At 38.2% G+C, this 14,457-nt stretch carries 6 protein-coding genes and 1 tRNA gene; 6 read left to right on the top strand and 1 reads right to left on the bottom strand.

The annotated features are described in order from the left end of the window. Positions 1–114 precede the first annotated feature (114 nt). From ACT3CD_RS14315 to ACT3CD_RS14290, 6 genes are all read left to right on the top strand, one after another. Positions 115–4,482, top strand: a complete 4,368-nt coding sequence (locus ACT3CD_RS14315) for a PKD domain-containing protein (protein WP_444646331.1) — start codon at positions 115–117, stop codon at positions 4,480–4,482. Between the two features lie 52 nt (positions 4,483–4,534). Further along, positions 4,535–7,243, top strand: a complete 2,709-nt coding sequence (locus ACT3CD_RS14310) for an ATP-binding protein (protein WP_444646330.1) — start codon at positions 4,535–4,537, stop codon at positions 7,241–7,243. Positions 7,244–7,254: 11 nt separating this feature from the next. Next, positions 7,255–8,433, top strand: coding sequence for a hybrid sensor histidine kinase/response regulator (locus tag ACT3CD_RS14305; protein ID WP_444646329.1), 1,179 nt, complete (start codon positions 7,255–7,257; stop codon positions 8,431–8,433). A 134-nt stretch (positions 8,434–8,567) separates the two neighbouring features. Next, complete coding sequence (locus ACT3CD_RS14300; protein ID WP_444646328.1) at positions 8,568–9,446, top strand: hypothetical protein; 879 nt, start codon at positions 8,568–8,570, stop codon at positions 9,444–9,446. Between the two features lie 146 nt (positions 9,447–9,592). Beyond that, on the top strand, positions 9,593–10,045 hold the full coding sequence (locus tag ACT3CD_RS14295; RefSeq protein ID WP_444646327.1) for a hypothetical protein: 453 nt from the start codon (positions 9,593–9,595) through the stop codon (positions 10,043–10,045). A gap of 157 nt (positions 10,046–10,202) precedes the next feature. Continuing rightward, a tRNA-Arg gene (locus ACT3CD_RS14290) sits at positions 10,203–10,276 on the top strand. Positions 10,277–10,390: 114 nt separating this feature from the next. On the opposite strand, the gene ACT3CD_RS14285 is transcribed toward ACT3CD_RS14290, so the two are convergent. Further along, positions 10,391–14,419, bottom strand: a complete 4,029-nt coding sequence (locus ACT3CD_RS14285) for a two-component regulator propeller domain-containing protein (protein WP_444646326.1) — start codon at positions 14,417–14,419, stop codon at positions 10,391–10,393. Positions 14,420–14,457: the final 38 nt, after the last annotated feature.

Below are 14,457 nucleotides of genomic sequence, written 5' to 3'. Positions count from 1 at the left end.
TAAAGTAAAGAATATATTTTTAGTATACAAACTGATTTTCTTATATTGCATAAAAATAATCTGCAAAAAGATTTCCCAGTCCAAAAACCAATAAAGCCAACTAATTTACGACTTATGTTTCCAACGCTCAATATTAAAAAGCCACAATTAACAATAGCAATTTTATTGTTAGCAAGCCATTTGTCAGCACAAACAACGATTGACTTTACGGTAAACACGGATTCGGGCTGCGCCCCCCTGAATGTGACATTTAACAACACATCACAATCACCAGAAGACCTAAGTTACGAATGGGATTTTGGCAATGGAAATACCTCTACAATTCCTAACCCTCAAACCACCTTCATTACACCTGGCAAATATACCATCACCTTAACAGCTTCAGATGGAGAAAACAGCTACACCAAAAGTAAAGAAGCCTATATCACGGTGGTTGCAAATCCTGTGGCCTTCTTTGTATACGACGGGCCATCAGAAGGTTGTGTTCCATTTGAAGCAACTTTTGAAAACCAATCAACAGATCCGATTAACAGTCCACTGAGCTATACGTGGAGTTTTGGCGACGGCGAACGCGCCTCAGAAGAGACTCCGACCCACATTTATAATGCTGCCGGCATCTACGATATCACATTGGTAGTCGAGAATGAATTTGGCTGCCAATCCGCCTATACCCTTCCGCAAAAACTAGAAGCCGTTAAGCCCAAAGCTTTGTTTGGTGTTAACCCATCTGCCTCCTGCACAGGTGAGCTCAGCGTGGTATTCAGCAACCTTTCAATTGCCCGTACCGGCTTCAACTCATCCTGGTCTTTTGGCGATGCAACAACCTCCACCCAAACAACGCCAGTCCATTACTACGAGGAACCCGGCAGTTATAATGTTAAATTAAAAATAACCGATGATTTAGGGTGTACCGACTCTACGTATTTCAACAATCTTATTAACATAACAAACACAACCTCCGACTTCAGCGCATCAACCACAAAGGGGTGTGTGGGAGACACCATTTACTTCACCAATTTAAGTAAAGATGCCGGCCAATACCAATGGAGCTTCGGAGATGGAACCAGTTCGTCTGTCTCACACCCTAAAAAAGTATATACACAACCGGGCGATTACAAAATCACTTTAACCGCAAGCAATGGTACTTGCAGCGAACAAAAACAAATCACTATAAACATCGAGCAGGCGCACATTGATTTTAAGGTATCAGATCAATACATCTGTCAGTTACCTGCCACATTAACATATGAGAGTTTATCAAGCAATGCTGTAAGCTACGACTGGCGCTTTGGGAATGGGGCTACTTCAACACAGGCATCTCCAACGGTTAACTTTTCTGAGACGACCAAACTAACGGATTTTCGGGCTGTTTTTAGTGACACTCTGACCATCACCACTGCTAACGGATGCAAAAGCACACTGGTAAAACCAAACAATGTTGAAATCCATCTGCCACATGTTATGATGAATCCCGGCGATGGAGGTAATTCCGCTAGTCTGAATGGCTGTATCCCAATGGGATTAACTTTTAACGACCAATCGGAATACAACAGTGATGTTGATGAAATCATATCCTACGAATGGCTTGTTAACGGCAGCGATCGCCGTACCGGGACCTCGACAGACGTAATCGTCCTGGCCCCAAAAAAAACGCCAATTCAGCTCACTGTGACCACCCAAAAAGGATGCGTAGCCTCGGCCACTGAATACATCAATGCCGGCCAAACCTTTGAGGCTAATTTTGTACGTACATCGAACTACGAAACTTGTGCCGACGAAATGGTTACATTTGAAATCACATCTCCCAATAAAAAATTTATCACTAATGAAGTATGGGATTTTGGTGATGATGCAGAACCGGGCCTTTCCATGCCAACTCACTTCTACGAAAAAACAGGCTTAATGGATGTAACGCTCACCATCTACAACAATGGCTGTCCGTCTAAAATCATCAAAAAAAATTACGTAAAAATTCTGGGTCCATACGCCAGCTTTACCATTGAAACCAATTGCAGTCAACCTTTGCAATACCAATTTGAAAGTAACGTCATTGATGCAACAGATTACACCTGGGATTTTGGTGATGGCTCTCCACTTGTTTCCAATGTGGCCAATCCAACACATACTTATGCTACATCGGGGAATTACAGAGTGCAACTAAATGCCACCAACAGCGAAACAGGCTGTGAATTTTCGTATGTCAGAGACGTTTACCCCCGCAAAATAAAAAGTAATTTCACCATTGAGGATGCAGCCCCCTGTCTAAATGCAACATTAACTCTCGATGGCAGTACTTCTGAAGAATACTCACCCTTCTCATACAACAAAGAAACGATTAGATACCTATGGCTGTTTAATGAAGAAAGCGAAATAACCGGGTCGATGGACGTTTTACAGCACACTTTTAAACATAAAGGATTAAATCACATTTCATTAATAACACAGGACATCAACGGTTGCCGGGACACACTCACCAAAGAAATCATGATTTACCAACCGGAACCGGATTTCGATGTCGACTACGAAGTTGGCTGTATGCCCATCACTTTCAAATTTGCCGACAAAACAACTTCAGATGCGGTTATCACCGATTGGGAATGGAACTTTGGCGACAATACGACGGCATCAATACAACACCCTGCGCACGAATATACCCAATATGGCCAGTATAGTGTATCATTATCCGTTACCGATGAACAGGGGTGCAGCAATAGTATTAACAAAGAACAATTAATTAAAACCATCACACCCGAAGCTACCTTCAAAGCAAATAACAATCAGCTTTGCATCAATGATACCACCACTTTTCACAGCACCTCTGGCAACGAAATAGATACTTATCAATGGGCATTCAGCAATGGAATAACCGTCACAGATTCCGACCCACAAATTCAATTCACTGAAGCCGGCTATTACACTGTATCACTTCATATCACCGACATTCACGGCTGCGAGGCCTTCGGCGAGATGGAAAATTATATTCATGTTCAGGCACCACCGCAAGCCAATTTCTCAGCCGACATAACCGAATCAAATTGCTACCCGCTTATTGTTCAATTCTCCAACGATACAAAAACCGATTACCCGGGAACATGGCAGTGGTATTTCGGAGAAAACAGCAACCAGTCGCAATTAAAAGACCCTTTTTTCATATACAATCGCCCGGGCGCACACGATGTTCGGTTAATTAGCCGCACAACCTACGGCTGTACCGATACCATTACAAAAACAAATTTCATTAATGTTGACGGGCCATACGCCCAATTCTCCTTACCCGATTCAGCCTGTCTTAACAGCGACATCGCTTTTAATGCAACCAACCTTGAAAAAGTGTATGACTTGGCGTGGGATTTTGGTGATGGCGCAGGGACAAATGACAACAATATCACACATGCCTATTCCACTCCCGGCAATAAATATCCGCTACTATTTTTAAGAACCGATGCCGAAAATACCTGTAACGTGGCACTTATCGACACACTACATATTCTGGATTTGCACACAACCATTGATTATTATAACCAATCAGATGAATTTTGCCCACCAGCGCAGGTCGCATTCAAAGATAATTCAGTGAATGCCACTTCATGGCTGTGGCAATTTAATGACAATACACTATCAGACCTTCCGGAACCGGTAAAAGAATTTCAAACAGCAGGGACTTATCCTGTAACCTTAACCATACAACATACCAAACTAGGCTGCGAATACGTCACCAAAAGCGAGATTGTCATTCATCCTTTACCAGATGTAAAAGTAAGTCCCGATACCGTTATATGTACTGGAGATGCGGCAACCCTGCAAGCAGCAGGAGGGCTACATTACCAATGGTGGCCGACCGATCACTTATCAACACCTGATGCCGCCGTAACAATGGCGACTCCCAAAAACGATGAATGGTATCAGGTTACGGTAACCAACCAATTTGGCTGTATCAATTATGGAACAACCAATATTTATGTTCAGCAAAAACCGGTAATAACACTGGCCGATACCACACTCATTGTAGGCGAGACCATGCAAATAGACATCACAGATCCAGGCATTGCCTATTACGACTGGACACCAGCCACTCAACTATCGTGCTATAATTGCCCCTCACCCATTCTACAAGCCCTTGAATCGAAACAATACAGCATAACTGTAACAGATACAACCGGTTGTTTCAGCCTGACATATCCTTTTAATTTAACGGTAAATAAAATATACTCTGTAGATGTACCAGAAGCTTTCACACCAAACAATGATGGAATCAACGAAAAGATATTTGTTAAAGGCTGGGGCATCGAAAAACTTATTACTTTTAAAATTTACAACCGTTTCGGGCAAATTGTTTATGAATCAAATAATATTAATGAAGGTTGGGATGGCACCTATAAAGGCTCACCTCAACCTGTCGAGACTTATACTTATGTAGCACAAGTAATGCTCTATGATCAACAAATAAGAACCATAAAAGGAACCATAAAATTGCTCCGTTAATTTTACTCCCCAAAAAAGCAATAATACAAACCGCGAAAAAGACCTGATATACATGGCCATAAAACAAGCATTAACAGAAATATTTGAAGCAGTTGGAGCCCCTTTGTTTCTATTTAACCGGGAATTAGAAGCTGTCTATTTAAACAAAATGGCTGTCGATATTTTTGAAGTAAACAGCATCGATAATATATGTCTGGAATGCGTTGGTAGCGATTGCTTAAACGTTCAAACCATCGACGACCTGATACAAAATAATCTATTGTCGAATAACCAGGCAATCTGCATCCGTTCCAAAGGGTTAAAAAAAACGATTACAGGCAATCTGAGCTATCTGAAAAAAGAAGAACTGGTACTTATCACATTAGTAAACTATCTGGGATTAAAAAATGAAACACCCAAAGCGGCTGAATATATACCTCCACAGATGTTACCGGCTATTTTTAGTCAGATAATTGATAACAGCCAGACTGAATTTTTTATGATCAATGACAAAGGAGTTATTTTAATGGCCAATGAAATAGCTAGAAAGGCCACCGGAATAACATTGGATAAAAATACCCCCGTCTATTTGTCTCACTTCAATCCATCGGCAAATGAAGAATGGTGGAACAAACAAAAAACCAGCACAGATTCAGAAGCCCGCCACATCTTTGAAACCCGCCACTACCAACAAAATGGCACGCTTTATCCGGTCGTCGTAAACATGTTTAAACTGGCAGAAACCCAAGCACCGGTTTATGCCTACTATTGTACCAACATTACCGACCGTTATGATATTGAGGAAACATTATTAAAAGAATCAAAGATCAATCAGAATCTGGCAGAAATAAGTGCTGAACTGGCAAAAAAGCAAAAGCTTAATTACATCCAACTTCTGGTTCGCCAATACGCTCTGGAAATAACGAACAGCTCATTTGCATTCATCATCTATCATGACCCGGATAAACGCGAGCTGAAAGTTTCCATCTATAATGATACAAACAAAAACTTCGACGAGGAAGTCCGCGTAATAGAAAAACATATCTCGGAACTATACACCGGAGGTGAAAACATTGACACACATCATGACTTTATCATAAACTCAAAATCAAAATTCAAAATAGGAGACACCACTATCGACCAATTATTACCATTTAAAAACATGGTAATGACAGGTGTTTTCAGCAACGAACAATACATGGGTCTGTTGCTGGTGGCGGGCCGTTCAACGCAATATACCGAAACAGATGCAGAACATCTGAATAGCTTATCCAATCTATTTGCCGTAGCAATAAACCGAGCTAAAGCAAATAATCAACTGTCTGAATCGCTGGCGCAACTGGAACTGGCAATGAATGTGGCGAATATGACACTAATTGATGCTGCTGTAAACCAAAACCGACTGATAATAAATCAATCGTGGTGCAAAATATTAGGCATTGCCACCATTCACGGATCAGAACATATCACGCTAACCCGACTACTTAGACGCATTCACCCTGATGATTTCCAAAAATTAATTACACAAATAAACGAACACCGCAACAGTAACAGTGCCAGCTTTAAAATAAATATGCGTTTGCGTATTAAAAATAACAGTTACAAATGGATCATGACCACCGGCAGTATAACAGCGCTGTCGGAAGATGGAAGCATCAATCGAATTATGGGGGTTGCCGTTGATATTACCGAACAAATCAACCTGAATAATGAAATTATTCAATCGCGGGAAGAAGCCGTCGAAGCCAACAAGGCTAAAAGTGCATTTTTGGCCCGCATCAGTCATGAATTCAGAACCCCCTTAAATGCTATTATAGGATTTACAGATGTTCTCATCGGCAATGCTGAAGCGGGTATGCAAATGGATTATCTCAAGAGCATCAAAAAAAGTGGCGTAAATCTGTTAAACTTAATCAATGACATTTTGGATTTCTCAAAACTGGAAGCCAACAAAATGACACTTTATCTTAAACCAACTGATATTGTAACCATAGGCATAGAAACCAGCAATTTATTCATTCATGCCCTGCAAGCCAAAGACATTAAATTCAAACAGGAAATTGAAAAATCAATTCCCCGGTCCTTACTACTTGATGAATTACATATCCGGCAAGTGATTACTAACCTTCTAAGTAATGCTGTTAAATTCACCGATAGAGGTCAAATAACCTTCTCAATAACGCATCAGCCTTCAAAAGACGAAACTACCACTCTAATCATCCGCGTGACTGACACTGGCATAGGAATTGCTGAAGCTTCAAAGAAAAAAGTCTTTGAAGACTTTTCACAACAAGACAACCAGGATAACCGACGCTATGGAGGCACTGGACTGGGGCTTGGCATCGTAAAACGCCTGGTGGAATTAATGAATGGAAGTATCGATTTAGAGAGCAAATCCGGCGAAGGAAGCACCTTCACAATAACACTACCAGACATACAACTGGCACCATATGACCCCAACAGTCTGGATGAATCGCCAGAAATTAAGACAGAAACCCACGAAACAAAACAATCAAATACAAACCCTGTTAACCCCCAATGCTGTAGAGATATTATGGAAGCCTTATCCCCTGAGTGGGATACATTTAAAACACGTCCTTCCTTTAAAAAGGTGGACGGGATAACCCATAAAATCAAAGAAGTCAACAAAAAATATCAAAACGCTGTAATAGAAGAGATACTAAGAAAAATGGAACATTCGGTAGACTCATTTGATGTTGAGACACTGGCGACAGCTATTAACGAATTGGACAACTACATAAAACAACCACAGCGCAACTAAATAAAAAAATTATGGATAGCGTATCAAAAGGAAAAGTTTTAATTATTGACGATAGCCCCAAAAATATACAGGTTGCAGTTTCTATCCTTGAGCAGGCCGGATATGAATGCGAATTTTCGCTCAACGGGGCCGGCGGATTAACATGGCTGGAGTCTGAACCTTTTGATGTAATACTTCTGGATGTTATGATGCCGGAAGAAGACGGCTTTGAAGTTTGTCGCAACATAAAATCAAATCCGGGATTAAAAAAGATACCTATTGTTTTTCTGACAGCCAAAACCGACCGCGAAAGTATGATTCAAGGCTTTGAAGCAGGCGGAGAGGACTACATCACCAAACCATTCGATGCCAGAGAACTGATTGTAAGAATTAGAAACCAGGTCGAGTTAAAACGAAACAGAGAACTTCTCGAAAAAACCAATAAAGATCTTGAATTACTTGTAGAAGACAAAACCCAAAAACTAGTTGAGACCAATGAGCAACTAACCAAAACAAATCAGGAGCTCAGACATTTTAACCAAAATCTAAAAGTGTTGGAAGAGTCGAAGCAACACTTTCTGAATATGCTGGGAACTGAAATATCAGGCTCTTTAAATGAAATAATAGGAATTCTTCAGGTTGTTAAATACAAAGTAGACTCCAAAAAAGTGGCTCAGCTTATCGACCGCATCGACCGTTCTTTATCGAAAATTGAAATTTCTGTGGGATCGGCACTGCGCATCACCGAACTTCAGTCTAAAGGTGAAATCCTTTCGCTCGAAAGAATAGAAATTAACAAACTAATAGGATTCGCCGTTTTTAAACTGGATGATAAAATCAGACATAAACAGTTTAAAATAGAAAACTACACGAATCAGGAACCTATTTATATTAACGGCGAATCGCAACTCATCATGGCAGCACTTGTTAATATCATTGACTTCTTTTTGGAACGAAATTTGACAGGTGCACAACTAACCATCGAAACACAAAAAGAGGCGCAAAAGACCTATATTTATTTTAAAGACAATGGCGAGTACATTTCAGATGAAGATAAAGCGGCCATATTTGACGTTTTTTACACAGGCACACAATCACTACATATCACAAAACTGATAGCTCAGGTACATTTTGGAGAAGTAACCCTCGAAAACCGAAAATTAAGCAAAGGGGTTGAATTATCACTGGAGCTTTTTACAAAAGAAGAATAATTAAGCCTAAATATAAGTAAGAATACAATTAAGAATTACATAATCAGTTATATTTGCATCATAATACAACAACAACTTTATCTGTTTATTACGAAAGACAAACAAAAAAGAGGTTGAATAAAAATTAAAACAATATGACTTCATTGATCACACAATTAACGGCGAAGACCAGTAAACACTTACTGCTGGCCGCTGCATTAATACTTTTCACACCATCTTTTGGGGCGGAAAGGGAAGAAACCCCTCAGGATGATGACATGCTGGTTGAATATTATTCTATACCGGCTCCTGATGAAATCTTAAGTTATATACACAATAACCAAATACAATTTACGCCAAGTACCTTAACGGACTTATCAAAAAAGAACAATTACCGAACGAATTCCGACAAGTTATTATCGTTTGGTTTTTACCTTGCCGATATGGCCTATGCCATTACCTTTGACCAATCAGGAACTGCTTTGGATTATTTTTCTACTGTTGAAGAAATGGGGAAAAATCTTAATATTTTCCCTCCGGAAGTGGAAGCACTGGGCCAGCGTATCATGAAAAATATGAACAGGATGGATTCCCTCAACAATCTTTATGACGAGGTATACCTCACCATCATTGGGAATCTGCATGAAACAGGGCGTTTTGGGGAATATGCCATGATCTCGGCAGGTGGGTTTATTGAGAGTCTGCATTTGGCATTAAATTCAAATGGGACCCGTATTACGGAAGATGAGTTCAAATTGCGCATCTGGGAACAAAAAATGATTATGGATCAGCTCAATAAAATGTTGGACAAATACCTTACCGGCTCAACAAGAACAAAAATGAAAGCTGATGTATCGGAATTAACCACTGCCTTTGACCAGTACATCCAGAAAAATGCAACAACAAGCTCCGCCACGCGTAACGATGGTGCTGTTTTAATTGGAATGCCAAGTCCTCCGCAGGAAACGGCAGTTCAACCAATACTAAAAATACACCAGGAAGTAGATGCATTAAGGGCCAGATGGATTAAATAAAAACCATTCTACACTTGTTATTTTACGGACACCAGAAAATAACTGACTCAAATCCACAAAAACATTACAACACAGCAGATTGAAAGTCAATCAACCGCAAATTATAATTGAAGTAGATTTTTCATGTTCTACTTAAAAATATCTGTATGAAACGAGCAAAAATATTAGCCATCATAACGACCCTATTTATAATTCATTCAGCTTATTTTCAGGTACATGCTCAAAGTTGTCAAAACTATGAAAAAAGATGTGAAAATGCGCCTACTTATTTTGAACAAAGCTCACTTTCCCGCTCTGTGACCATGCGCAAGGCACGTAAAGTAATTATTAACCAAACATTTTTCGGCAACCGCGAATACTTCATCTCGGTGTGCGGGCGCAAAAAACTGGGAGACATACACTTTCGTTTAATATCTGACGACGAGAATCAAACCGTATTGTACGACAATGCGGCGGTCAACTTCAAACCATCTCAGCTATTTGTGATTCAAAACACCATGAAAATTAAAATCGAACTTTCGGCGCCTCACTATTTCGATGATCACAATTCAGAATGCGCCGGCGTACAAATATCTTATCACAAAAGCGGACTGGAATAACAATTAGTAGTAAAATAGTCGTGGTTCATTCAAATTTAACACACAACCAAATAAATAGCCTCCCCCAAAAACAGCACTGTAAATTACTACACAAAAAAGGGGGCTAAAGTCGTGTTTTTATCCATATTTTTCTATCTTTGTCCCCGCAAAACAAACAGGTCCAGTAGCTCAGTCGGATAGAGCAACAGCCTTCTAAGCTGTGGGTCGTGGGTTCGAATCCCGCCTGGATCACAACTATATAAACAAGATTGACATATTTGCACATTAGAGCCAATTAATAAGAATAAAAAACAGAATATCCCTAAGCACGTTCATACAATCTATATTGTATTATTAGTCACAACCTCACAACAAACTACTTGGTGGAAATCCAAATTGTTTTTTAAAACACCTGCTGAAATAATATGGATCGTTAAATCCGACCATATCCGACACTTCAGAAATATTATTCCGTTTTAGTTTTATTAGCTTAACTGCTTTTTTTAATCTAATTGTTCTAATAAATTCATTGGGCGACAAATCAGTCAACTCTTTTACTTTTCGGTATAGAGTAGATGAACTGACACCCAATGCTGAACACAAAAGATTCCCGGCTAAATTTGCATCGCTGATATTTGCCTCAATAATCGTAGTCAGTTTATTCAAAAACTCTTCATCAACCGGCGAATGAGTTAATACATCAACATTGCTTTCCATATCGCCTGAAAACTTTTTCTTGAGGTCAGTTCTTGCCTTAACAATATTTTCGATACGAATTTTAAGCAAAGATGGGTCAAAAGGTTTAGTCAAATAGGCATCAGCACCCATTTTATAACCTTTCATTTGATTGTCGTTATCAGATAATGCAGTTAATAAAACAACGGGAATATGGCTGATTCTTTCATCATTTTTAAGCATTTTACAAAATTCAAATCCATTCATGACTGGCATCATCACATCGGCTATACATATAATGGGTTTTTTATGGCGGCAAATCTGTAGTCCTTCCGCACCATTTTCAGCTTGGTAAACTTTGTAATAATCTGAGAGATAGTCCGCAATGTAATCTCTCAACTCCTGATTATCTTCTATTACTAAAACTTTTTCTTTGAGCTCTGCTGACAACATATGTGTCTTATTATCAGCACTAAATGAAAGTGTTGAATTTGATGATTCAATTTCAAAATCAAAAATTTCCTTTTCATCGTAAAATACTTTATCAATAGGCATCTCAATGGTAAATACGCTCCCCTTTTCAGGCGTACTATAAAGCTCCAGTTTTGATTTATGAACTTTTACTAACGAATTTACTAATGACAGACCAATTCCACTGCCAGTATGTTCTTCTTTTGTATTGTCAACCTGATAAAACCTGGTAAATATCTTTTTCTGACTTTCCTGAGGAATCCCTATTCCATCATCACTCACCTCAACAATAAGCTTACGTAATCCATTCTCATTTTGAGTTATGTCAAGAAACAAATCAACATTCCCATACTTGTTGGTAAACTTAATCGCATTTGAGAGCAAATTATATAATATTTTATCATATTTATCTCCATCAATCCATCCAATAATTTCATCATACTCACACATTAAATGATAGTTAATTTTCTTCTCCTTTACCAAACCGTCGAAAGAATGAAAAATATCTTGTGTATATAAAAGAATATCTGTTTTTGATACTTTAAGCTTTAATTCACCATTTTGAGCTTTCCTAAAATCAAGAAGCTGATTAACCAGATTATACAGCCTGTTTGAATTTTTCAAAATCAGCTCCACCCTATTTCTTTGAGACTCAGAAGCCATCCCTTCTTCTACTAATTGCTTGGCCGGGCCTATTATTAAAGAAATCGGAGTTCGGAGCTCATGCGAAATATTAGTAAAAAAGCGCAGTTTTTCATGATTCAGCTTATCTTCCCTTTCACGATGAACTTTCTCCAGTAATAGTTCTTGTTTTAGCATCCAACTTTTTTTCAATTGCCGGGAAACGAAATATATTGTCGTAAGCAAAAAAACAAACACGAATAATATCGCTTTATAAGTCAACCAAAAAGGAGATTTAATAATTATTTGATAGGATGACACATCACTCCAGTAACCACTGCTATTTGAAGACCTTATTTTAAAGGTATAATCTCTGGGATACAAATTGGTATATTGAATACTTGTTGCATTATTATCAGCCATAATCCACTCTTCATCAAAGCCTTCCAACTTATATTCATACCTGTTTAATCTGGTATTTGCATACGATGGGGAAGAAAAAGTCAACGAAAAATTTCGGTTCACGTACTCCAACTCTAATTTACGTGAAAAATTAATATCCTCATTTAAAACCACTTGCCCTTTAATTGTATCACCAGGTAATACTATCTTATTTTGAACCTTCACTTCACTAATAAATGGTGGATCTGCTTTTAAATTATCTTTGAGATCATTAATTGTGAAATAGATAATTTCATCCTTACCGGTTATATATACAACCGAATCGTTAAATAAGAAAAAACCTTTATTACTAAAAATATCCAATCGATTACCACTGCCAACATCATAAGTATTCAGGCTGTTATCAATGGGATTAAAACGCCCAACCTTTCCGTTATTTAAGTTGACCCAAAGAAAACCATTCCTATCTTTTATGATATCCGTGATCCAATTTTCTCTTAATTCCAGAGGATTCTTAACCGGTACAAAATCATCAATGCCCGGCCTATAATAATTCAACCCCATTCTCGTTGAAACCCAAATTTTTCCGGCATCATCGATACAAATAGCTTTCGCGCTGTTATTTGACAAACCTTTAATTTCGTCATCTTTTGAGGTATATACTTTAGACTGATAATTTTCAGAATTGTATTTTATAACGCCGGTTTCAGTGGTAATCCATATTATACTGTCATTAGCGGTTGTCACTTGATTAATAGCGATATCAGGAAACTTTTTTTGAAGGGTTAAATCGACATTAAAAGTGCGCGGATTAACCACAACAGCCCCACTGCCATGAGAGCCAATTAAAAGATTCCCATTTGCTAATTTATTAAAAGCGAAAACAGGAACTGACTTAAAACCGACGTCCAATAATTTTGACGTTTTAGTAACGTAATTATAAATCAATATTTGCCCGCTCCACAAACCACAATAAAAAATCTTGCCATCAGGTGTGTAAATACCAGAAATATCGTTACGAACACTCTGAACGACTCTAAACTTATCTTTATCCTTTAAAAACAAGCCACTATTGTGTGTCGCAACAATCAATTGGTTGTCGTAAGTTTTAGCGTAATCAGATATTCGTGGTATTTTACCGTCAATAACTAAGGAAAATGAATTAATCGTTTTAAACTGATTTCTGAATGGGTCATATTTATCCAATCCATTATCTGTGCCAATCCATAGTAAACCTGAATTATCAAAATAAAGAGCAGAAACAGAATTATCAACTAACGATGTTTTATCTGATCGCCTGGAATAATACCATTGAAAATCTCCTTTTGCAATGTCTTCCAAACGATTACAAACTATAATTCCACCAATAGTTCCTAACCAATATTTTCCATCCGGCGCCCTTGTCACACACACAAAATAAGGTCCGATTGTTTCTCTGAATTTAGAATCACAGATAGGCTGTAATTCAAAAATATCATCTTGCTTATTCCATTTAAACAAGCCTTCTCTGGTGCCAATAAACAGATCAGATTTATCATCCTGAAAAATAAAATAAACATACGGATTAATGATATTTAAACTGGATGCAGACAAAGTATACTTTTGTATATTAAGTATTTCACCCTTATTATCGAGAGTAATTTTTGCAATACCGCCAGTCTCAAAACTTCCTACCCAAATATGCCCATTGATATCTTCAAATATTGTTTTGACATAAATAAATCCATCAAGCTGTACTTTTGAAAATTCCTTGGTGCGTTCATCATAGACACATAATCCATAATCTTTTGTACCGATCCATAATCTTTTAAATTTATCGATAAAGATGGCTCTTATTTCAGAATCGGGGATTGATTTGGGATTGTCCTTTTCGTGAAGAAATGTTGTAAACTGGTGAACCCTAAGATTGAGTTTTGTCAACCCACCTCTTGTGCCAATCCACATGACATCTGAATCCTCATCGAACACCAATGCGGTGATGTCATCATTATGAATCCGATTTGGCGATTTGAAATCGCTAAGATAAGGGGTAAACCTCTGCCCATCAAAACTATTCAAACCTTTAAAAGTCCCCAGCCAAAGCAATCCATATTTATCCTGCACAATATGACGTACAGAATTATGTGACAGGCCATTCTCTCTGCTGTAATGTTCCAGCTTTATATCTTCTGCAAAAACATTCGTAGAAATGAAAAGAGCAATTATAATACTAATTCTGTGTATCATTTTAATTGATTATAGGTTAAGGTTCGTTTACCCAATAC

The sequence above is a fragment of the Geofilum sp. OHC36d9 genome (assembly GCF_052400685.1).
In the GTDB taxonomy this organism is placed as follows: Bacteria; Bacteroidota; Bacteroidia; order Bacteroidales; family Marinilabiliaceae; genus CAZHHH01.
This window is presented reverse-complemented; position numbering and strand designations above follow the sequence as displayed.